The organism is Dorea formicigenerans, from assembly GCF_025150245.1.
Lineage (GTDB): Bacteria > Bacillota > Clostridia > Lachnospirales > Lachnospiraceae > Dorea > Dorea formicigenerans.
Window position 1 is genome coordinate 143,709 of sequence record NZ_CP102279.1, and the last position, 23,327, is coordinate 167,035.

A 23,327-nucleotide genomic window follows, 5' to 3' on the forward strand; every position below is an offset into this window, starting at 1 on the left:
TATGAAATAAATGCACACTTAAAAACAAAACGAAGGAGGAAGATTATGAAGAAAAAATTAGTGAGTATGATTCTCTGTGTAGCAATGGTGGCTACAATGGCTGTTGGATGTGGAAGCGGAGCAAAAAACAGCGGCAGCAGCAACAATGACAAGGTGGCAGATGCAACGACAGAAGTTTCCGATGCGCTTGTAGAGGAAATGAAATCTATGGTTCCAGATGGAGATTACAGTAAATATACAATCGGATTTTGTGGTATGACATTGAATAATGAGTATCATATTATTGTTGCTAATGCAGTACAGCAGGCATGTAATGCATTAGGAATCAAATGTGAGATTCAGGCAGGATCACAGCATGCATCGGTTGAGGAACAGTTGACAATTATTGAGAACTACGTTTCACAGGGCGTAGATGGTATCATTCTTGTACCGGCGGCTTCCGAAGGTCTGATTTCAGCTCTTCAGGAGTGTGAATCTGCAAATATTCCAGTTATCAATCTAGATACAAAGTTAGATGATTCTACATTAAAGACACTTGGCAAAGATATTCCATTCTATGGAACAGACAACTATGTCGGTGGTCAGCTCGTTGGTGAAGAGGTTGCGCAGATGTATCCGGATGGATGTAAAACAGCAATCTTAAGAGGTGTTCAGGGTCAGACAAATGATGATGACAGATATAATGGATTCCTTGATAAAGCAGGTGATGTTGTTGATCTTGTTGCAGAGCAGCATGCAAACTGGGAGACAGATCAGGGTTACACAGCAATCCAGAATATTATTCAGGCAAATAAAGATCTTCAGGTTATCTATTGTGAGAACGACCTGATGGGAATCGGAGCTTATCAGGCAGTAGATGAAGCCGGACTTACAGATCAGATTAAAATTTTCTCATATGATGGTGTGACAGAAGGATTACAGTATGTAGTGGATGGAAAGTTTGTGTCAACTTGTGCGCAGCAGCCAATTAAGATGGGTAAATTAGGTGTTGCAAACATGGCTAAGATCTTCGCAGGTAAAGATGCAGAATCTTACATTGATACAGGATGCGAACTGATTACAAGCGAGAATGCAAAACAGACGCTTGAAGAGACAAAGAAATACACAGCTGAAATTAGTCCATCCAAATAATTAAGGAAGGAAATCAGGAGGGCAGGACATGAATTATAAAAAATTAATCGTAGATAGTGGAAAACGTATGGCAGGATCTGGATTAACCGTAGAGACATGGGGAAATATCAGTGTCAGAGATTCAGAAACAGGTCTCGTATATCTGACACCGAGTGCAATGCTTTACGATACAATCGTGGAAGATGATGTTGTAGTATGTACTTTAGACGGAAAGATTGTGGAAGGAACAAGAAAACCGACGATTGAGACAGAGATGCATTTGTCTGTGTATAGAAACAGAGCAGAAGTGAATGCGGTTATTCATACACATCCACTGTATTCTATGGTTTACGCAGCGCAGGGAAAGGATATTCCACTGATTATTGATGAGGCAGCTCAGATTATGGGAGATGTATGTAGATGTACGGAGTATGCACTTCCGGGATCACAGGAACTTGCAGACAATTGTGTAAAGGCGCTGGGAGAAAAGGCAAATTCATGTCTGATTCATTCTCATGGAGCAGTATGTGTCGGAGAAAATATGGAAGGCGCTTTTAAAGTTGCAAAAGTGTTGGAAGTTACATCCCAAATTTACTATATGATAGAAGCAACAGGTGGAAAACCAGTAGGAATCTCTGACGAAAATATAGCAGCGATGCAGGATTTTGTGAAAAATTCATATGGTCAAGGAAAATAAATAATAGTTAAAATAGGTGTGCGTTATTTATTGGGGATTACAAGACGGAGGTTTATCTGTAGAGTAATCCCCTTTTGTTCTATATATGGAAAGAAATTGACATAAAAAAATGGCTATATTATAATTTGAAATAAATAGAACGGACGCCCGAAGAGAGGCCCCTTAAAATAGTTGGGGGGATAGAATATATTAATGGAAGAAAAAAATAAAAAGAGCCAGGGGAAAAAATATCTGGGGATTCGGGAAATTGCAAAGATGGCTGGAGTATCAACTGCAACAGTTTCCAGAGTTATGAATCATCCAGAAAAATGTTCGGCAAAGACAATAGAAAAAGTCACAAAGATAATAGAAGATAATCATTATATACCGAACGATACGATTAAATCTATTTTTGCAAACGAGTCTAATATTATAGCGGTCTTTATACAAGATATTAATAATCCGTTTTATACAAAACTGGTGCTGGAAATTAATGAATTGTGTTTTGAAAATAATTATATGTTATTGATTTGTGACACGGAAGATGATCAGAATAAAGAAAAAGCTTATTTAGAATATTGCATAGCAAAAAGATGTGCAGGAATTATTCTGACTGAAGGGTATTCATGGGAAATATTTAAGAATGCAGATGTACCAGTGGTATTTTTTGATCGAGGACGAGATGAAAAGTCGGTTTATGTTGCCTCAGATAATTATGAAAGTGCTAGAAAAGTTGTGAATTATCTGTGCAATTTAGGTCATGAAAAGATTGCGTTTGTTGGGGCAATGGGAGATTTTGAATCTGTGCAGTGTCGATATCGGGGATATAGGGATGAACTAAAAGCGCGAGGCGTTACCTTTGAACAGCAATATGTATATGGAGAGAGAGGGTATATGTGTGCTGAAATGGGACGAAATGCACTGAGGTATTTTCTGTCATTGGAGGAACCGCCAACAGCAATTTTTTGTGCCTGTGATATACTAGCACTTGGTGTGGTAAATGCTGCGCAAAAAATGAATATTAAAATTCCGGAGCAATTATCAGTATGCGGCTTTGATCATGTTATGGATGATTATTTTTATGTACAGTTAACGACAGTGGAACAAGATGTACCGGGAATTGCGAAAGCGTTATTTGAGGAAATCATTAATTATCAAGATGATCCACGTCGCAGAATTGTAAAAAGTAAATTTATATATGGAGAAACATGTGCCCGGGTTCAGGGATAATGAAATATGAGGATATATTGAAGCCGCAACTAAGGCGCGCAAGATAATAGAAAGGAATTGAAAAATGGAAACAAGAGTAGACAAAGTTGCAGAAAAACATAAGAGTGGATACAACTGTGCACAGGCAGTAGCGTGTGCATATTGTGATTTGGTTGGAATTGATGAAGAAACGATGTTTCGTTTGACAGAAGGGCTTGGCCTAGGAATGGGCGGCATGGAAGGAACATGTGGAGCTGTCACAGCAGCCTGTGTAATTGCCGGTGCCAAGAATAGTACTGTGGAAATGGGTGGTCCGGGAAGTAAAGGGGCAACTTATAAAATGTCCAAAGAAATTGTGCGCAGATTCAAAGAGGAGAGTGGCAGCGTAATCTGTAAGGAATTAAAGGGAGTCGAGACAGGAACGCCGGCAAAAGCCTGTCCGGATTGTGTGAAAGATGCAGCCCGCATATTGGAAGAGGTTGTATTTGGCGAGTAGAAAAGTCACCTGTCCATTAGAGGCTGCATATAATAAAAGGAAAAGATGAAAGCACATTTATTATAAAAGGAAGAAAAGCAAAAATAGAAGGATAAAAACATCATGGATAACATCATTTTAATAGGTATGCCAGCGGTTGGAAAAAGCACCGTGGGTGTTATTGTTGCAAAGCGCCTGGGTTATAATTTTGTAGATACAGATCTGGTCATCCAGGAAAAGGAAGGAAAGCTTCTTAGAGAGATCATAGCAGAGGCTGGACCGGACGGTTTCCTGGAAGTAGAGGATAGGATCAATGCTGAAATCGAGGCGGAAAAAACAGTAATCGCACCGGGCGGAAGCGTTGTATATTGTGAAAATGCAATGAAACATTACAAAGAAATCGGAAAAGTCGTATATTTGCAGGTATCATTTGAAACAATAAATAAGAGACTTAGAAATGCAAAGAGCCGTGGAGTCGTACTGCGTGACGGACAGACATTGAAGGATTTATATGAAGAACGTGTAAAATTGTTTGAAAAATATGCAGATGTGACAGTGTGCGAAGATGGTTTGGAACTGGAAGAAACGATTGAGAAAGTGTTGGCGAGTCTGAACTAATCCATGCGACGGAAGTTCAAATGTTACAAAAACATTACGTAAATGTAAAAAATATTTTACGTGGCAAGTGTTTTGTGCTATACTGTTGTGGTACCCATAAGAGGGCGTGTTATTGTCATGCCATAAAAATATGACTTGACATACGGGGAGTTTATATAATATACTGTCCCTCGACCATGCATTTTTGTCTCGCTCAGGGATAAGGAGCTTGAGAGAAGGAAAGATGCATAATATTTTAGAGAATATTGGTAGAATATATAGAGGTGTTATCTATGGAGCAATATATTATTAAGGGAGGTCACCCGCTTGTAGGCGAGGTGGAGATTGGTGGAGCGAAGAATGCGGCACTTGCGATTCTTGCTGCAGCAATTATGACAGATGAGACAGTCCGTATTGAGAACCTTCCAGATGTTAATGATATTAATGTACTTCTGGATGCGATTGCAGGTATTGGAGCAATGGTACAGCGTACAGACCGCCACACTGTTAAGATCAATGCGAAAGCAATTCATGATTTCAATATTGAATATGATTATATTAAAAAGATTCGTGCATCTTATTATCTGTTAGGAGCTATGCTTGGAAAGTATAAGCATGCAGAAGTTGCACTGCCTGGAGGATGTAATATCGGAAGCAGACCGATCGATCAGCATCTGAAAGGATTCCGTGCACTTGGAGCAGATGTAGAGATTGAATATGGTAAGATTCTTGCTGAAGCGGACCGCCTGGTCGGAAAGCACATTTACTTTGATGTAGTCAGTGTTGGAGCAACCATTAATGTTATGATGGCAGCTACAATGGCAGAGGGACTTACCATTATGGAGAATGTTGCAAAAGAACCTCACGTTGTTGACGTTGCAAACTTCCTCAACAGCATGGGAGCAAATATCCGTGGTGCCGGAACAGATGTGATCAAGATCCGTGGTGTTCAAAAACTTCACGGAACAGATTATTCTGTAATCCCAGATCAGATTGAAGCCGGAACATTTATGTTTGCAGCAGCAGCTACAAAAGGTGATGTGACAGTGTTGAATGTAATCCCAAAACATCTGGAAGCAACAATTGCAAAGCTTCTTGAAATTGGCTGCGAAGTAGAGGAATTTGACGATGCAGTTCGTGTAGTGTCAAAGGGAGACTTAAGAAGCACACATGTGAAGACATTACCATATCCGGGATTCCCGACAGATATGCAGCCGCAGATGGGCGTTACACTGGCTTTATGCAAAGGGACAAGTATTGTGACAGAGAGTATCTTCGAGAATCGTTTTAAATATCTTGACGAGCTCGCAAGAATGGGTGCCAATGTCAAAGTAGAAGGAAATTCTGCAACGATTGAAGGTGTTGAGAAGCTTTCAGGAGCAAGGGTAAGCGCACCGGATCTTAGAGCAGGAGCAGCACTTTGCATTGCAGGTCTTGCAACTGACGGAATCACGATTGTTGACGACATTGTGTATATCCAGAGAGGATATGAGCGTTTCGAGGAGAAAATCCGTGGAATCGGCGGAATCATTGAACGTGTGTCTACAGAGCGTGAGATTCAGAAGTTCAAGCTGAAAGTCAGCTAATACAACAGAAAGTAAGATATGTATATTGACATTTCTTATGTATTGCGATAAAGTCATACATGTTACAAGATAATAATAATATTTTTCTCTTATTCAGAGCAGTGGAGGTACAAAGGACCTGTGAAGCTGCGGCAACCCCCGGTTCGGGAAGGTGCCGACCTGAGCGAGTAATCGAACAATAAGAGGATTGGCTTATGAAATATAAACAGTCCACTTAGTGTGGGCTGTTTCTTTGTGCAATGAACCCGCCATGCTATGTGCATTTTCAGGGTTTTAGCGAATCTCAGAATAAGAGTGAAGAACATGAAAAGGAGAAGAGAATGGAAAGACATTTATTTACATCAGAATCAGTAACTGAAGGACATCCGGATAAGATGTGCGACCAGATTTCAGATGCAATCCTGGACGCCCTTATGGAGCAGGATCCAATGAGCCGTGTTGCCTGCGAGACATGCACAACAACAGGTCTTGTTATGGTCATGGGAGAAATCACGACAAATGCTTATGTGGATATTCAGAAGATTGTAAGGGATACAGTCCGCGAGATTGGTTATACTCGTGGAAAATATGGATTTGATGCAGATACATGTGGTGTGATTACAGCAATCGATGAGCAGTCTGCAGATATCGCGCTTGGAGTTGACAAAGCTCTGGAAGCAAAAGAGAATAAAATGTCTGAAGAAGAGATTGCAGCAATCGGAGCAGGAGATCAGGGAATGATGTTCGGATATGCTTCCGATGAGACGCCGGAACTGATGCCATATCCGATTTCACTGGCACACAAGCTTGCAAGAAAACTGACAGAAGTCAGAAAAGACGGTACATTAAAATATTTAAGACCAGACGGAAAAACTCAGGTTACTGTAGAATATGATGAGAATGGTACGCCGAAGCGTCTGGATGCAGTTGTACTTTCTACACAGCACGATCCGGATGTGACACAGGAGCAGATTCACGAAGATATTAAGAAATATGTTTTTGACCCGATCATTCCGGAAGGAATGGTAGATGAGAATACAAAATTTTTCATCAACCCGACAGGTCGCTTTGTAATCGGTGGACCACACGGTGACAGCGGACTGACTGGAAGAAAGATTATTGTAGATACTTACGGTGGAATGGCTCGTCACGGTGGTGGAGCATTTTCCGGAAAGGATTGTACAAAGGTAGACAGATCTGCAGCTTACGCAGCACGTTATGTTGCTAAGAATATCGTGGCAGCCGGAATTGCTAAGAAATGTGAAATCCAGTTATCTTACGCGATCGGTGTTGCACACCCGACATCTATCATGGTAGATACATTTGGAACAGGTAAGCTTTCAGATGAGAAGCTTGTTGAAATCATCCGTGAGAATTTCGATCTTCGTCCGGCTGGAATTATCCAGATGTTGAACTTAAGAAGACCGATTTATAAACAGACAGCAGCTTACGGTCACTTTGGACGTACAGATGTAGATCTTCCATGGGAGAAGACAGACAAAGCAGAGTTACTGAAAAGTTATCTGTAAGATTGATTTATAAAATTTTTAGAAATGTTTATGGACGCTTTCGTGTGAAGCGTCCTTTTTCATGCTATACTTGATTTTAGATGCAAAAGTGCATTTTGAGTGAGACCTGAACTTAAAAGGAGATTTATTTTATGAAATTTAAGACCAGGCTGGTAGTAGCGTTTTTTACAATTATATTAATTCCACTTGTATTATCTTCGGCGCTTGTGTGTATGGTTGGAAAATATCAACTTAGTTCTATTGAGAAAAATTATGGGATCAAGAATACGACAGTCGAGAGTCTGGCTAGTTCTGTAACCGTTCTTACACGGCTGACAGAACAGCCATATCGTGAGCTGGAGGCATTGATACGGGAAAATCCGGAAGAAATGGAAGATGCAGCACAACTGGAAAGTCTGAATGGTGAACTGCAAGATAAAAAATCTTATCTTCTTGTGAGAAAGAATGATACGATTGCCTATATTGGTACGGAGGCTTCTAAAGCTGAGAAAGTCATCAGCCAGCTCCCGGAGTATGGAGCGGCCGAGACGACATCAGAAAATGGCATGTATCTTGGAGGAAAAGCACAAGTCCTTCTAAAACAGATTGATTTTCAGTATTCGGATGGAAGTGAAGGCAGTGCATTTATTGTGACAAATGTAGGAAGCCTGATTCCGGAAGTGAAAAATCTGTTCGTGGAGATTATCGTATGCATTTTCCTGGTACTTGTATTTACCGCATGTGTGCTGATCATCTGGATTTACAGAAGTGTCATGGGACCGGTCGGAAAGATGCGGGAGGCAACAAAAAGTATAAAAGAAGGAAATCTTGACTTTGAACTGCCGGTTGAGACAGATGACGAGCTCGGACAGCTCTGTGGGGATCTGGAAGACATGCGAAAACGTCTGAAGAATACGGCAGAAGAGAAACTGAAATTTGACAAAGAAAATAAAGAATTGATCAGTAACATTTCCCATGATCTAAAGACACCTGTGACGACCATCAAAGGTTATGCAGAAGGAATCATGGACGGTGTGGCAGATACTCCGGACAAAGTGGCAAAATATGTACGGACCATTTACAATAAAGCGAGTGAGATGGACGTACTGATCAACGAGCTGACTCTTTATTCAAAAATTGACACGAACCGTATTCCGTACAATTTCACAATTTTATCTGTGAATGATTATTTTAATGATTGTTCAGAGGATTTGTCTTTGGATTTAGAGGCAAAAAATGTGGAATTTGGTTATTTTAATTATGTAGAACCTAAGGTCAAGGTTATTGCAGACCCAGAACAAATTAAGAGAGTGGTGCATAACATTGTGAATAACTCTGTAAAATATATGGATAAAGACAAGCCAAAGATTAATTTGCGCGTCAAAGATGTAGGGGATTTTGTTCAGATCGAAATCGAAGATAACGGAAAAGGAATTGCGTCAAAAGATCTGCCAAATGTGTTCGAGAGATTTTATCGGACGGACGCATCAAGAAATTCCTCAAAAGGAGGAAGCGGTATTGGTCTTTCTATTGTAAAGAAGATTATAGAAGAACACGGTGGAAAAATCTGGGCAACGAGCCGGGAACATACCGGGACAACCATGTATTTTGTGCTTAGAAAGTATCAGGAGGTACCAGTAAATGAGTAAAATATTAATCGTAGAAGATGAAGAGACAATTGCAGATCTGGAAAAAGATTATCTGGAACTGAGCGGATTTGAGGTGGAAGTTGCAAATGACGGAGAGACAGGACTTGAAAAAGCCCTGAAAGATGAATACAGCTTGTTCATACTGGATCTCATGCTTCCGGGTGTGGACGGATTTGAAATCTGTAAGAAAATCCGAGAAGAAAAAAATACACCAATCATCATGGTATCCGCAAAGAAAGACGATATTGATAAAATCCGTGGGCTGGGACTCGGTGCAGACGATTATATGACAAAACCATTCAGTCCGAGCGAGCTGGTAGCAAGAGTAAAAGCACACCTCGCAAGATATGACCGCCTGACAGGAAGCGCAGTGGAAAAGAATAAAATTATTGAGATCCGCGGACTCCGTATCGACACAACTGCAAGACGCGTATGGGTCAACGATGTAGAGAAGACATTTACAACAAAAGAATTTGATTTACTCACATTCCTTGCAAGCCACCCGAATCACGTATATACAAAAGAAGAACTGTTCCGGGAAATCTGGGATATGGAATCTATCGGAGATATTGCGACTGTGACTGTTCATATCAAAAAGATCCGAGAAAAAGTAGAAGTAGACACATCAAACCCACAGTACATTGAGACAATCTGGGGCGTGGGATACAGATTTAAAGTATAAAAATTAAATTGGGGACGTAGCACTTTAATAAAGTACTACGTCCCCATCGCTGATTAAGGCTGCCCCTTTTGGTGATTGTGCTGAATTAATAAATCCCAAGTGCTTTTAGTGCAAGCAGGAATAATACGAATACAATACTTGGTCTGGCAATTTTAGAACCGTTTTTCATCACAAGTCCGGCACCGATGTATCCGCCAAGCATATTGCAGGCTGCAGATGCAAGTCCGAGACTTAAAACGCCTTGTCCATTGTAAAGAAAGATTGCAAGTGCGGTCAGGTTCGTAGTCAAGTTGATGACTTTTGCCTGTGCATTTGCGGTCTGGATGTTCAGATGAGCAAATACTGTGAACGCGATAATTAAAAATGTTCCGGTTCCCGGTCCATAGAATCCGTCGTAACATCCAACGATAAATGCAGCTATCGTTGCAGTTAAGTAAGTTCTTCGATTCAGAGTGATCTCTTCACTCCCTTCATCGTTAAATAATTTCTTGTTTAATACGAGAAATGCAGATACCGGAAGGATTACCATTAATACATAGGAAAGAATGTGTTCCGGGACGCGAAGGGAGATCTGTGCACCGATGAAAGAACCGCAGATCGCAGCGACTACCGCAGGCGCTGCCAGCTTTAAATTAATGAGTTTTGCTTTCGCAAAACGGTAAGTGGCAAGTGCAGTTCCGAATGGACTGGATATTTTATTCGTGGCAATTGCTGCATGAGGCGGAAGCCCGGCAATTAAAAAAGCTGGAAGTGAAATCAGACCGCCGCCACCACCGATGGCGTCGACGAGCCCGGCGAGAAAAACAAGCGGGCATACGACTAAAAATGTATGAAGTGTGATATTCATATCAAGTGTTCTCCTGTCTTTTGTAAAATACTTTGATTCCAAAAAAGAAATCTTTTTTATTATAGAGAAAGATAATTTAAATGACAAGGGGAAAATCCATGAAAAACGTTATGTAAATCCGTAGAAAAACTCTGTAAAAATCTTGCAAAACCCCTTGACAATTAAGCGGTTTCATAATACTATAATCTAGCGTGCATAAAAAGGCATTAGTTTTTAGTGCGCATATTTCGTGTAAACGAGGCAACTTATTACTATCATAGGAGGTGAAAGAGAATGCCAACATTTAACCAGTTAGTAAAAAAAGGACGTCAGACATCTGTAAAGAAGTCTACAGCTCCTGCACTTCAGAAAGGGTACAATTCTCTTAAGAAAAGAGCAACTAATGAGTCTGCTCCACAGAAGAGAGGCGTATGTACAGCTGTTAAGACAGCTACACCTAAGAAGCCTAACTCAGCTCTTAGAAAGATCGCCAGAGTTCGTCTTTCTAACGGTATCGAAGTAACAAGCTATATCCCAGGAGAAGGACATAACCTTCAGGAGCATAGTGTTGTACTTATTCGTGGAGGAAGAGTAAAAGACCTTCCAGGAACAAGATACCACATCATCAGAGGAACACTTGATACAGCAGGTGTTGCTAAGAGAAGACAGGCTCGTTCTAAATACGGCGCTAAGAGACCAAAAGACGCTAAATAAATCCTGAGCACTTAATGAGCATGACCGCAAGGGAAATGTGAATTTAGTACGAAGATTGTTCTTCGGAACTTAGCGAGGTAGTTCACGAGCTTAGTAAGAAGAACTGCCATATGAATTTATATTCACAAACAGAACTATGATTGAGTAAGTTGCGAGACATATAGATGTTGAGTTATGTCTTTGCACTACACTGTATCATCAGAACGACACATGTGAGTACCTATGAATTAATCAAAATGTTTAAGGAGGGAAGGACCGTGCCACGTAAAGGACATACTCAGAAAAGAGACGTATTAGCAGATCCAATGTACAATAGTAAAGTGGTAACAAAGCTTATCAATAACATCATGTTAGACGGTAAGAAGGGTGTTGCACAGAAGATTGTATATGGAGCATTCGAAAGAATCGCAGACAAATCCGAGAAGCCAGCAATCGAAGTATTCGAAGAGGCTATGAACAACATCATGCCAGTACTTGAGGTAAAGGCAAGACGTATCGGAGGAGCAAACTATCAGGTGCCAATCGAGGTAAGAGCAGACAGAAGACAGACTTTAGCGCTTCGCTGGCTTACAACATATTCCCGTCAGAGAGGCGAGAAGACAATGGAAGAAAGACTGGCAAATGAGATTCTTGATGCAGCAAACAACACTGGTGCATCTGTAAAGAAGAAAGAAGACATGCACAAGATGGCTGAGGCAAACAAAGCATTTGCTCACTATCGTTTCTAATATTTTAGGAGGCAATAATGGCTGAGAGACAATATCCATTAGAGAGAACCAGAAACATCGGTATCATGGCTCATATTGATGCTGGTAAGACTACACTGACAGAGCGTATTCTTTACTATACCGGTGTAAACTATAAGATTGGTGATACTCATGAAGGTACTGCTACTATGGACTGGATGGAGCAGGAGCAGGAAAGAGGTATCACAATTACTTCTGCAGCTACAACATGTCACTGGACATTGGAAGAGAACTGTAAGCCGAAGCCGGGTGCTCTTGAGCATCGTATCAATATCATTGATACTCCGGGACACGTTGACTTTACTGTTGAGGTAGAGCGTTCACTTCGTGTACTGGACGGAGCGGTAGGTGTATTTTGTGCTAAGGGTGGTGTAGAGCCGCAGTCAGAGAACGTATGGCGTCAGGCTGACACATACAACGTTCCAAGAATGGCATTCATCAACAAGATGGATATCCTTGGTGCTGATTTCTACAATGCTGTAGATCAGATCAGAACAAGACTTGGTAAAAATGCAATCGTTCTTCAGCTGCCAATCGGTAAAGAAGATGATTTCAAGGGAATCATTGATTTGATGGAAATGAAAGCTTACATCTACAACGATGATAAGGGAAATGACATCACAATCACTGATATTCCGGAAGATATGAAAGATGATGCTGAGCTTTATCACACAGAGATGGTTGAGAAAATCTGTGAGTTAGACGACGAGCTTATGATGATGTATCTTGAGGACGAGATTCCTTCAGTTGATCAGTTAAAGGCAGCTCTGAGAAAAGCAACATGTGAGTGTACAGCAGTACCTGTAACATGTGGATCAGCATACAGAAATAAAGGTGTTCAGAAGATGCTTGATGCAGTTATCGAGTACATGCCTGCACCAACAGATATCCCACCAATCGAAGGTGTGGATGAGGATGGAAACAATGTTGTAAGACATTCTTCAGACGAGGAGCCATTCTCAGCACTTGCATTCAAGATTATGACAGACCCATTCGTTGGTAAACTGGCATACTTCAGAGTTTACTCTGGTACAATGAACTCCGGTTCTTATGTACTGAATGCTACAAAGAATAAAAAAGAGCGTGTTGGACGTATCCTTCAGATGCATGCCAACAAGCGTGAAGAGCTGGATAAGGTTTATTCCGGAGATATCGCTGCAGCTATCGGATTCAAATTCACTACAACAGGTGATACAATCTGTGATGAGCAGCACCCAGTAATTCTGGAGTCTATGGAATTCCCAGAGCCAGTTATCGAGCTTGCTATCGAGCCTAAGACAAAGGCTTCCCAGGGTAAACTTGGTGAGTCCCTTGCAAAACTTGCAGAAGAGGATCCTACATTCCGTGCACACACTGATCAGGAAACTGGACAGACAATCATCGCCGGAATGGGTGAGCTTCACCTGGAGATTATCGTTGACCGTCTTCTTCGTGAGTTTAAAGTAGAAGCTAACGTTGGTGCACCACAGGTTGCATACAAAGAAGCATTTACTAAGGCTGTTGATGTAGATAGCAAATATGCTAAACAGTCTGGTGGACGTGGACAGTACGGACACTGTAAAGTTAAATTTGAGCCAATGGATGTTAACGGTGAGGAGACATTCAAATTCGAGTCTACTGTAGTTGGTGGAGCTATTCCGAAAGAGTACATTCCGAAGATCGGAGAAGGTATTGAGGAAGCTATGCAGTCAGGTCTCCTTGGAGGATTCCCGGTTGTTGGTATCCACGCTAACGTATACGACGGATCTTACCATGAGGTCGATTCCAGTGAGATGGCTTTCCATATCGCAGGATCCCTCGCATTCAAGGACGCTATGAAGAAAGCTGACCCGGTACTTCTTGAGCCTATCATGAAGGTTGAGGTAACAATGCCAGAAGAGTACATGGGAGATGTTATTGGAGATATCAACTCACGTCGTGGACGTATCGAGGGTATGGATGATCTTGGCGGTGGTAAGATCGTACATGGTTATGTACCACTTGCAGAGATGTTCGGATACTCTACAGATCTTCGTTCCAGAACACAGGGACGTGGTAACTACTCAATGTTCTTCGAGAAATACGAGCAGGTACCAAAGTCTGTACAGGAGAAGGTATTATCCAACAAAAATGCTTAATTCCTTGTAAAAAGGCGTAAAAAGGCTTGAAAAACTGTATGATTTGAAATATAATCAAAACTAGCCGAGTAATCGTAAAATATTTTTAGAAAATGCTTTAAAAGCATATATTTAAGGAGGATATTCAAAATGGCAAAGGCTAAATTTGAAAGAACAAAACCGCATTGTAATATCGGTACTATCGGTCACGTTGACCATGGTAAAACAACTCTTACAGCTGCTATCACAAAGACACTTGCAGCAAGAGTACCAGGAAACACAGCAGAGAACTTTGAAGATATCGATAAAGCTCCAGAAGAGAGAGAACGTGGTATCACAATTTCTACAGCTCACGTTGAGTACCAGACAGAGAAACGTCACTATGCACACGTTGACTGCCCAGGACATGCTGACTACGTAAAGAACATGATCACAGGAGCTGCTCAGATGGATGGAGCTATCCTTGTTGTAGCTGCTACTGATGGTGTTATGGCTCAGACAAGAGAGCACATCCTGCTTTCTCGTCAGGTAGGTGTTCCTTACATCGTTGTATTCATGAACAAATGTGACATGGTTGACGATCCAGAGCTTCTTGAGCTCGTTGAGATGGAAATCCGTGAGCTGTTAGACGAGTATGAGTTCCCAGGAGATGACACACCGATCATCCAGGGATCTGCTCTTAAAGCTCTTGAAGATCCTAGCTCAGAGTGGGGAGACAAGATCATGGAACTCATGGATGCTGTAGATTCTTATATCCCAGATCCAGAGCGTGATACAGATAAGCCATTCCTTATGCCAGTAGAGGATGTATTCTCTATCACAGGACGTGGTACAGTTGCTACAGGTAGAGTAGAGCGTGGTGTTCTTCATGTATCTGACGAAGTAGAAATCGTTGGTATTCACGAAGATACTAAGAAGACAGTTGTAACAGGTGTTGAAATGTTCCGTAAACTTCTTGATGAAGCTCAGGCTGGTGACAACATCGGTGCTCTTCTTCGTGGTATCCAGAGAACAGAAATCGAAAGAGGACAGGTTCTTTGTAAACCAGGTTCAGTTACATGCCACAAGAAATTCACAGCTCAGGTTTATGTACTGACAAAAGACGAGGGTGGACGTCATACTCCATTCTTCAACAACTATCGTCCACAGTTCTACTTCAGAACAACAGACGTAACAGGTGTTTGCGAGCTTCCAGAGGGAACAGAGATGTGCATGCCTGGAGATAACGTAGAGATGACAATCGAACTGATTCACCCAGTTGCTATGGAGCAGGGACTTCGTTTCGCTATCCGTGAGGGTGGACGTACTGTAGGATCAGGACGTGTTGCTACAATCATCGAGTAATATACGCGAAAGCAATGAATAAAGCGCCAATCAAGGCGAAAAAAAGAGACTGCAAGCTTGCTTGCAAGTCTCTTTTTTTCGCCTTGGAAGTGGGCATTTTACGAATGCCCGCGAACGAACGACGAAGTCGTGAGATTGGCGCATATACAAGAGATTTGTTATCAGAATATTAACTCAAAACCCCAGAGGCTTAGGCTTCTGGGGTTTTGAGTTGTATAAAAAGGTAAGAATAGAGTTTTGTTATGCAATATGGTATACTTAGAAAAACGCAATGCAAACTTGGCTTTAGGGGAAAAACAAATGGCTTCAAGAAGTTTTAGAGTATTTGGAACAAGAAAAGATTTAGAAAGTGTATTTTATGAATTTCAAGAACTTAATTTAGTTAAATATTATAAATGTGGTAGAAATGAGAATAAAATTGATGATATTACTAAAACTATTTATTTTGGTATTTCTCTCAATGGAAGTCACATAGGAAATCAATATCTTGTTATAAAAGATGACAAATCAATATGCTTTGATAAATATAAACATATATCTCAATATCTGAATGAAACGAGTGTTTCTATTAATCTTGGCGGATTATATGATGAAAATACAATTGTGCCTACAACTGTATCTACAATATGGTATGACAATAAAATTAGCAAAGAAATCTTCAATGATTTAAGAAAAATTATGAAAAGATATGCTTCTACAACTATCAATGGATATATGATATTAAAAAATGCTTATAGTAAAAAGGAGCAGTTACGATTTGTAACTATAGGTGCTCAAAGCCCGAGAGAATACGATTTAATGGTTTAACGAAATTGTGAGTTTACAAAAAAAGTCAGATAACGGTGGCATTGCATAGCAAATAGTGGAGGGATGATATGGCGGTAGGGTTTAAAGTAGGCTATTATTGGTTTCAAGTTGGAACAAGTGATTTTTTGCATTCTTTTTTTTCTACGATATGTATTCGGCTCGAACATGGGAAATGGGGGCGTGTTTATCCCAAATTAATGGGAGAATTATATCAAGGATGTTTAAAAAATCAAGATTTAAATGAAGGGCTAGAGGAATTGCGTAAAGTAAGAAAAGAACTGAAAAATTTTCCGCCCTCTGATGTAATATGGGATGCTGAAGACTTAAGTTTAACACCGCCTTGGGGAAATAATATTAGTTCAGATATTACAGATTTGTCTAATTATTTTGTTACCAGTGATGGAAGAGATTTGATTTCCGTTTTAAGCGAGGCGATGAATGAAGCAAAAGAAATGCAGTGCGATATTGAGATTGATAATTTATAATAGTTTAAAAATCAGAAGGAAGAGTTCCGATTATAGTAATTAGATAAACTTGATTTATAAATTATTAAAATACGAAAATCGCTATATCAATAAACGCAGTTGATATTACAAAAATAAATCGAGGAAAGGGAGTAATATGAACAGTACGCTTGTTTTTTATATATTTTTTTGTATATTGTTGATTAGCTCGGTGATAATTATCGTAACACGTTGGAAGAGATATACGAAATATTCTAACGGGACATATATAAATGCAGGACAGAATCTGATATTTGAAACAGAAATGTCTCAAAGTGAAATAATTCGGCAACTGAAAACTCATAATGCCAATGATACATTAGAGTATGATTTTTTTGAAAAAAATAACGAATACTTTCTCAAAGTAAAAGGTATAAAACGAATATTTTTTAACGGAATATTGACAGCAACTTTTAAGGTTGAATTTTGGGGAAATACACAAAAGTATATTATTATTCATCGATGTAATAACTTTCAGTTATTGTATTCGTCTGGATATGAAGCGGAAATATTTGAATTTATGGTAAAAAAATTAAATTGCGTTCCTCAAAAAGAGGTAAAAGAAATTTAATATAATTAGATGTCAGATAATTGTGGGTTGTAGAATTGAGAAAGGGATAAGTTATGGTAAAGGCAGCAAAAAGTTATCAACAAAAATATGAAAAAATAATGGGTGAGTCTGGTGAAGATGAACTTTGGAGTGATATTGAAAGGGCTATAGCTGAATTTAAAAAGAAAGTCGAATTGGGAAAAGCAGACGGATACTTCTGGAATATGTATTTTAATTTGCTGCGCAGCAATAGACTTATGTTTGCAGGAATAAATAAAGCTTTTATAACCGGTGATATGGCTTATATGTTGAATGGGATTTATCAGGAAAATCGTTTCAATTGCATTTATAGAAATAGAGCGAATAGCGGAGGAACACAGACAATTAATTTCATCGAAGCTGTGATTGCTTATTTTTGTAATGATTACAAGCTGTTGGAAAAAATCATGCCGTTTGAGGCAGGACCTGCTAGTTACAGTTATTCAGCTTCGTATTATAATATGGTTTATGCCATGACATATCATGATGATGAGGTGGGAAAGAAAGCGCAGGCAGAATTAAGTACATTTATGGAGAAAAAACGGACACAATTTGATTTAAAACTAGCAAAATTTTTCTATGATTTATATCAGAAAGATGTGGACGGAGTTAATTGCGGATTACAGGAATTGTGTGATCTTATGGGAAAATGTAAGTGGATTAATGAACACATTTATGGGCTGGATAAAGACATTCAAACTTTGGGAAAGATGGTGGCAATATTTATACATGGTTTGTATCATATAGCTATGAAGTTTTTGGAAGGCAGTCCATTACTTGATAAGATTAAGATGCCCGAACATAAGAGCTTTATAAAAGAATATGAAGAATTTAATATAGAGAAGAATTTTCCGGAACCGCATAATTTAATTAATTTTGATCCGATTGCAAAGTTTATAAATTTAAGTATAAAGACAGAAATGATACCGGAAGTATCTTTCAGTAAATCAGGAAGAATGTATGTAAATGACGGAAAAAGATTTGAGAAAAGGTTGTTTGATAATTTGCAAAAAAGTAAGGCTTTACCATTTGAATTAAAGGAAGAAAAATATAAACTGCCAGCAGTATATAAAGAGTTCATATGTAAATATGATGGTCTGAGCTTAGAGAATGGCTGCACATTCTATTCGCTTGAAGAATTAGATGCTATGAATAAAGACTTGCAGGTAAATATATATCAGCCAGATATCGTTGCTGTTGGAGATGATGGTGGTGACCTGGTCTTTCTGATGAAGCAGGAAAAAGAAGCGAAAACCGTTTATCTGGTAGATGCGGGTGATTATGATTTGGAAAGTCCGTATCAAATTATTCCGGATTTTAATAAATGGATGGAAAAAGGATTTGAAATCGAAGATATAGATGGAGAAGATGTAAGAGGAGTTGACTATGGTGATCTATATTTAATAAAAATGCCGAAAGAAGGAGTAAAAGGATTGGTAACAATAAAAAGGGCTTTCAATTTGGAAATGAGTACGGGAGAGTTATTGCAAAAATCGAAAAGTTTGCCAACAAAATTGTTATCAAACATCACAAGTTCAAAAGCAAATATAATAGCTGAGAAAATAGGCATGCCAGGGCTATTTGAAATAAGGTAAGAACTTTTTGACATTTCCACAGATACTTGATAATATGATTATAGAAAAAGAGTGCTACTGATAGACGGTTAGTCCGCTTTACTATTAAGATATCAAAGATAACCGCTTAGTGAACCGACCCCCAATAGTTAGATTTTTTGGTCTAACTTCTGGGGGTCGGTTCACTTCTGGGGTTTTTAATATAATAGAAAAGTGAGAACGCTGTAGCATATAAATTGTATTCTACAGGAAGTTATGATAGGATAATAATAGTTGGCCAGAAAAGAAAATGGAGAGTATTTGTTATTGTCTAAATTTGATGAGGAAGTTGTTTTTGAATATCATATTACAATCCGAGATGAAGATTTTAATCTTGGTATTTTGACAATGCGCACACCGGAAGGAGTATTTGAAGCCGATTTTGATGCGTAAAGACGATGCAACGAGCGAGGGGACTATTACGTGATCCTACATGGATTATATACGTTATAGAATTAAAAATTTTAACAATAATAATAAAAAAATTGGAGGATAAATTAAGATGAAAGAAAAGATTCATGCATTATCAGAAGAGATGGTTGCTAATTTGGGAAGATTGGTAGCAATTGATTCACAGCTTGGCACACCGGAAGAAGGAAAGCCATTTGGAGAAGGACCAGCTAAAGCACTTAGCGTAGGACTTCAAATTGCGGAAGAGATGGGATTCCGTACAGTGAATTTGGACAATTATTGTGGTTATGCAGAGATGGGAGAAGGAGACGAAATTGTTGGTATCGCCGGACATCTTGATATTGTACCTGTAGGTGGAGATTGGAGCTATAATCCATTCGAATTGACACGTAAAGGTGATTATGTGTATGGACGTGGAACTACAGATGACAAAGGACCTGTGATGGAAGCTCTTTATGCGATGAAATTACTGCGTGATTCAGGCGTAAAACTTAATAAACGTGTTCGTCTTATTATGGGATGTAATGAGGAAACAGGTTCTAGATGTATGCAGCATTATAATGAAGTAGCTGAGGAGTTATCCTGTGGATTTACTCCAGATGCAAGTTTCCCATGTATTCATGGAGAAAAAGGTCATATGGGTATGACTGTGTATTCTAAGAACACAAAGATTATTGCTATGAATGGTGGTTTTGTATCTAATGCAGTATGTGATAACTGCACAGCAGTTATTCCGGCAGAAGATGGTCTGAAAGAAAAATTGGAAGCCGCTTTTGCTAACACAAAACTTCAGGAATATAAAGTTACAGAAGAGAATGGAGAAATCCATATTGAAGCGAAAGGTGTTCCGGCACATGCAAGTACACCGACATTTGGTGTGAATGCAGCAGGCGTGATATTTGAATGTCTGGAGCAAGTTGGATTCGAAGATGACTTTGTAAAATTCTATAATTCACATATTGGAACTTCTTGTGATGGAGTTGGAGTTGGATTAAAATGCCAAGATGCATATGGAGAATTGACACTTTGTAACGGAATTGTGAAAACAGAAGATGGTGTGATCTCTTGTACAATTGATATCCGTGTTCCGGTTACATTTAAAGAGGAAGATATCCGCAGTATGTGTGAAGGAAAATTAGAGGATGAAAATGGACGAATTGAAATTAACAGTATCGGGAATCCATTGTTTTTCCCAAGAGAGTCACCGCTGGTAGAGGCCTTATACAAAGCGTATGTTGATGTGACAGGAGATACGGAAAATGAGCCAATGGTAATTGGTGGGGGAACTTATGCAAAAACATTGAAAAATATTATTGCATTTGGACCGGAAAAACTAGGAGTAGATTATCGTATCCATGGTTCAGATGAATATATTCTTGTATCCGAGATGGAAGAAGCTGTTCTGATTTATATGGAAGCAATCAAGAATCTTCTTGCTATATAGAATGTAAAAATATAATAATAAAATCAGGATCATCTGTGAGGCGGGTGCTCCTGATTTTATTATTTCATAGGAAATTCTATTTCCAGTGTTATTGAGGGAGAGCAATTTTTAGAAATTCTTCCATAGCTCTGCTGATGTAGCGTCCTTTTTTCCAGTAAAATGATACATTTCGATTACAGTTCTTGCCGGGAAGTTTATAAAAAATAAGTTCTGAAGTTGCCGGTGCGCTTGCGAGCAGGAGATCCCCGATAAAAGTGATCCCCATTCCAGAACAGGCGATATTATAGGCGGTCATCTGTTGATCTAGTCGAAAAATTGTATGCGGAGTAAAGTTGTTTTCCTGGCAAATCGTTAGAGCACGCTTACCGGTATCGTTATCTGAACGTAGAATAATAAAGGGCTCATTTGCAAAACTGTTTAGTGGAACGGAAAGAACCTCCGGAGAAAGGAAACTACCGTCATGAATGGTCTCAATAGGAATCTGATATTCTTGCAGTCGGGTATTTACGGAGTAGCTTTTGGGAACGGCAAGTAAAAGATGTTCTTTTTGATAAACATAGTGATCAAAAATCTGCTCATCTAAAATACAGTTATCGATCATTAAATCTAGTTTTCCTGCTTGGAGGAGCAGAGAAAGATTCGCGCTGCTTTCCTCTACGAGAGAAATCTGGATATTAGGAAATTTTTGGGAAAAATCAGCGATAAGAGAAGGAAGTACCCATGAAGAAAAAAAGTTACTTCCGCCTATGTTGAGTGTTCCGGTTTTTAAATCTCCTAAATCGCGAATAAAATTTTTCAGATTATTTTCAATATCCATAATTTTTTCAATGGCCTGTATATAATGTTCGCCGACCTCTGTCAGTTGTAAGGGTTTTGTGCTTCGGTCAAAGATAGGAGAACCGATGCGATTTTCTATTCGTTTTACATTTGCACTTAAAGAAGGCTGCGAAATAAAAAGGCTGGCGGCAGCTTTTGAAAAACTTTTTTCTTTATATACTTCATAGACATATTTCATTCCTTGAAACATATTATCCCCCTTTGAAAATATAACTTTTAAGCTATATAATCTATAAAAATATATGTATTTGATTATATTATAGCAGGTATATATAATAAGGACAACTAAAAGAAACGAACCAAAATGATTCGCTGGGAGAATGAATGGTAAAAGGAGAGTAACTATGGACGATATGAAAAAAACGGATTATCGTGTAGAAAAAGATTCTATTGGGGTAAAGGATATTCCGGAAGAGGTATATTATGGAGTGCAGACTTTGCGTGCAGCAGAAAACTTTCACATCACAGGTCTGAATATGCATCCGGAGATTATTAACAGTCTTGCATATATCAAAAAAGCGTCAGCTATTACAAACTGTGAAGTCGGTATTCTTGAGAAGAAAAAAGCACAGGCTATTGTACAGGCTTGTGATGAGATTATTGAAGGAAAATTTCATGATGATTTTATAGTAGATCCTATACAGGGGGGAGCAGGAACTTCTTTAAATATGAATGCCAATGAAGTCATTGCCAATCGTGCAATTGAGATTCTTGGAGGAAAAAAAGGAGATTATACAATTGTAAATCCGAACGATGATGTGAACTGTGGCCAGTCGACAAATGATGTCATACCAACTGCCGGAAAGATGACTTCACTTCATCTGTTGCAGAATTTAAAGAAACAACTTCTGCGTCTTTATGATGCGCTTAATGAAAAAGCGAAAGAGTTTGATCATGTAATCAAGATGGGACGTACGCAGATGCAGGATGCAGTGCCGATTCGTCTGGGACAGGAATTTAAAGCATATTCAGTAGCGATCATGCGAGATATCCACAGAATGGACAAGGCAATGGATGAGATGCGTACTCTCAATATGGGAGGAACCGCCATTGGAACAGGTATCAATGCAGATGAGAATTATTTGAGAAGAATTGTTCCTAACCTTTCAGAAATTTCAGGAATGGAGTTTATACAGGCATTTGATCTGATAGATGCAACACAGAATCTGGATTCCTTTGTTGCTGTTTCCGGTGCAGTGAAAGCATGTGCCGTAACACTTTCAAAAATGTCTAATGACCTTCGACTTATGTCATCCGGTCCGCGTGCTGGTTTTGGAGAGATTAATCTTCCGGCAAAACAGAATGGTTCCTCTATTATGCCTGGTAAAGTAAATCCGGTTATTCCGGAAGTAGTTAATCAGGTAGCGTTTAATATTATTGGAAATGATATGACAATTACAATGGCAGCCGAAGCAGGACAGTTAGAATTAAATGCATTTGAGCCGATCATTTTCTATTGTATGTTCCAGTCTATCGATACGCTTGGCTATGCAGTTGAGACACTCGTAGATAATTGTATCGTAGGAATTACGGCCAATGAAGAAAGATGTCGTCAGTTGGTAGAAAACAGTGTAGGAATCATTACAGCGATTTGTCCGCATGTAGGTTATGAAAAAACAGCAGACATTGCGAAAAAAGCAATTAATTCCAATGAATCTGTAAGAAGCTTGATTTTGAAAGAAAATATTATGGATGAAGAGGAACTGAGTCGAATTCTTGATCCAATTCATATGACAGAACCAGGTATTTCAGGAAAAGATGTTCTTATGAAAATTTAAGATGAAAAATTAAGATGAAAATCACATATGATATATGCCCCAGAGTTTTAGGACTCTGGGGTTTTGTATTTATTACACAGGAAAGATTTTGAGTGATATAGTCAGGAGAGAGAATGGTTGATTACAGAAAAAAACATCGATATAATAA

General features: G+C 39.1%; 22 protein-coding genes and 1 riboswitch. Of the genes, 20 read left to right on the forward strand and 2 right to left on the reverse strand.

Features of this window, described 5'->3' with window-relative positions; genetic code table 11:
• Nucleotides 1-45: 45 nt before the first annotated feature.
• From NQ560_RS00675 to NQ560_RS00715, 9 genes are all read left to right on the forward strand, one after another.
• Complete coding sequence (locus NQ560_RS00675; RefSeq protein WP_040015372.1) at nt 46-1,131, forward strand: sugar ABC transporter substrate-binding protein; 1,086 nt, start codon at nt 46-48, stop codon at nt 1,129-1,131.
• A 28-nt stretch (nt 1,132-1,159) separates the two neighbouring features.
• Nucleotides 1,160-1,807, forward strand: coding sequence for a class II aldolase/adducin family protein (locus tag NQ560_RS00680; protein ID WP_005331912.1), 648 nt, complete (start codon nt 1,160-1,162; stop codon nt 1,805-1,807).
• A gap of 192 nt (nt 1,808-1,999) precedes the next feature.
• Nucleotides 2,000-3,016: a LacI family DNA-binding transcriptional regulator gene (locus tag NQ560_RS00685; protein WP_005331914.1), complete on the forward strand. Its 1,017-nt coding sequence runs from the start codon at nt 2,000-2,002 to the stop codon at nt 3,014-3,016.
• 64 nt (nt 3,017-3,080) lie between these two features.
• A complete protein-coding gene (locus NQ560_RS00690) occupies nt 3,081-3,491 on the forward strand; it encodes a C-GCAxxG-C-C family protein (protein WP_005331915.1) in 411 nt (136 codons plus the stop codon).
• 102 nt (nt 3,492-3,593) lie between these two features.
• Nucleotides 3,594-4,088, forward strand: a complete 495-nt coding sequence (locus NQ560_RS00695; RefSeq protein ID WP_005331916.1) for a shikimate kinase — start codon at nt 3,594-3,596, stop codon at nt 4,086-4,088.
• A 272-nt stretch (nt 4,089-4,360) separates the two neighbouring features.
• Nucleotides 4,361-5,653 carry a UDP-N-acetylglucosamine 1-carboxyvinyltransferase gene (locus NQ560_RS00700; RefSeq protein WP_005331917.1) on the forward strand — a complete coding sequence of 431 codons (1,293 nt, stop codon included), beginning with the start codon at nt 4,361-4,363 and terminating at the stop codon, nt 5,651-5,653.
• Nucleotides 5,654-5,739: 86 nt separating this feature from the next.
• A riboswitch (SAM riboswitch) is annotated at nt 5,740-5,838 on the forward strand.
• A gap of 135 nt (nt 5,839-5,973) precedes the next feature.
• Nucleotides 5,974-7,161, forward strand: coding sequence for a methionine adenosyltransferase (gene metK, locus NQ560_RS00705; RefSeq protein ID WP_040015373.1), 1,188 nt, complete (start codon nt 5,974-5,976; stop codon nt 7,159-7,161).
• A gap of 131 nt (nt 7,162-7,292) precedes the next feature.
• Complete coding sequence (locus NQ560_RS00710; protein WP_005331919.1) at nt 7,293-8,789, forward strand: HAMP domain-containing sensor histidine kinase; 1,497 nt, start codon at nt 7,293-7,295, stop codon at nt 8,787-8,789.
• Nucleotides 8,782-9,471 carry a response regulator transcription factor gene (locus NQ560_RS00715; protein ID WP_005331920.1) on the forward strand — a complete coding sequence of 230 codons (690 nt, stop codon included), beginning with the start codon at nt 8,782-8,784 and terminating at the stop codon, nt 9,469-9,471. Before NQ560_RS00710 ends, NQ560_RS00715 begins: the two co-directional genes overlap by 8 nt.
• A gap of 85 nt (nt 9,472-9,556) precedes the next feature.
• Here NQ560_RS00715 and NQ560_RS00720 read toward each other — a convergent pair whose 3' ends face one another.
• A complete protein-coding gene (locus tag NQ560_RS00720; protein WP_005331922.1) occupies nt 9,557-10,318 on the reverse strand; it encodes a sulfite exporter TauE/SafE family protein in 762 nt (253 codons plus the stop codon).
• Nucleotides 10,319-10,591: 273 nt separating this feature from the next.
• Between NQ560_RS00720 and rpsL the strand changes: the two genes are divergently transcribed.
• The 10 genes from rpsL to NQ560_RS00770 all read left to right on the forward strand — a co-directional run bounded on the left by rpsL (nt 10,592) and on the right by NQ560_RS00770 (nt 20,564).
• A complete protein-coding gene (rpsL, locus tag NQ560_RS00725) occupies nt 10,592-11,011 on the forward strand; it encodes a 30S ribosomal protein S12 (RefSeq protein WP_005331923.1) in 420 nt (139 codons plus the stop codon).
• Between the two features lie 257 nt (nt 11,012-11,268).
• A complete protein-coding gene (rpsG, locus tag NQ560_RS00730; protein WP_207635665.1) occupies nt 11,269-11,739 on the forward strand; it encodes a 30S ribosomal protein S7 in 471 nt (156 codons plus the stop codon).
• A 17-nt stretch (nt 11,740-11,756) separates the two neighbouring features.
• On the forward strand, nt 11,757-13,874 hold the full coding sequence (fusA, locus tag NQ560_RS00735; RefSeq protein ID WP_005331926.1) for an elongation factor G: 2,118 nt from the start codon (nt 11,757-11,759) through the stop codon (nt 13,872-13,874).
• Nucleotides 13,875-14,003: 129 nt separating this feature from the next.
• The gene (tuf, locus tag NQ560_RS00740) at nt 14,004-15,197 is read left to right on the forward strand and encodes an elongation factor Tu (RefSeq protein WP_005331928.1); all 1,194 of its coding nucleotides are present in this window, start codon (nt 14,004-14,006) and stop codon (nt 15,195-15,197) included.
• Nucleotides 15,198-15,446: 249 nt separating this feature from the next.
• Nucleotides 15,447-16,004 carry a hypothetical protein gene (locus NQ560_RS00745; RefSeq protein WP_005331930.1) on the forward strand — a complete coding sequence of 186 codons (558 nt, stop codon included), beginning with the start codon at nt 15,447-15,449 and terminating at the stop codon, nt 16,002-16,004.
• 68 nt (nt 16,005-16,072) lie between these two features.
• Complete coding sequence (locus tag NQ560_RS00750; RefSeq protein WP_005331932.1) at nt 16,073-16,489, forward strand: immunity 70 family protein; 417 nt, start codon at nt 16,073-16,075, stop codon at nt 16,487-16,489.
• A 136-nt stretch (nt 16,490-16,625) separates the two neighbouring features.
• Entirely contained in the window at nt 16,626-17,078 is a 453-nt protein-coding gene (locus tag NQ560_RS00755) for a hypothetical protein (RefSeq protein WP_005331933.1), read from the forward strand.
• A gap of 53 nt (nt 17,079-17,131) precedes the next feature.
• Entirely contained in the window at nt 17,132-18,691 is a 1,560-nt protein-coding gene (locus NQ560_RS00760; protein WP_005331935.1) for an SMI1/KNR4 family protein, read from the forward strand.
• 252 nt (nt 18,692-18,943) lie between these two features.
• The gene (locus NQ560_RS00765; protein WP_005331936.1) at nt 18,944-19,102 is read left to right on the forward strand and encodes a hypothetical protein; all 159 of its coding nucleotides are present in this window, start codon (nt 18,944-18,946) and stop codon (nt 19,100-19,102) included.
• Nucleotides 19,103-19,211: 109 nt separating this feature from the next.
• Nucleotides 19,212-20,564, forward strand: coding sequence for a M20 family metallopeptidase (locus NQ560_RS00770; protein WP_005331938.1), 1,353 nt, complete (start codon nt 19,212-19,214; stop codon nt 20,562-20,564).
• An 88-nt stretch (nt 20,565-20,652) separates the two neighbouring features.
• On the opposite strand, the gene NQ560_RS00775 is transcribed toward NQ560_RS00770, so the two are convergent.
• Complete coding sequence (locus tag NQ560_RS00775; RefSeq protein WP_005331941.1) at nt 20,653-21,591, reverse strand: LysR family transcriptional regulator; 939 nt, start codon at nt 21,589-21,591, stop codon at nt 20,653-20,655.
• Nucleotides 21,592-21,745: 154 nt separating this feature from the next.
• On the opposite strand from NQ560_RS00775, the gene NQ560_RS00780 reads away from it, so the two are divergent.
• Nucleotides 21,746-23,179, forward strand: coding sequence for an aspartate ammonia-lyase (locus NQ560_RS00780; protein ID WP_040015375.1), 1,434 nt, complete (start codon nt 21,746-21,748; stop codon nt 23,177-23,179).
• Nucleotides 23,180-23,327: the final 148 nt, after the last annotated feature.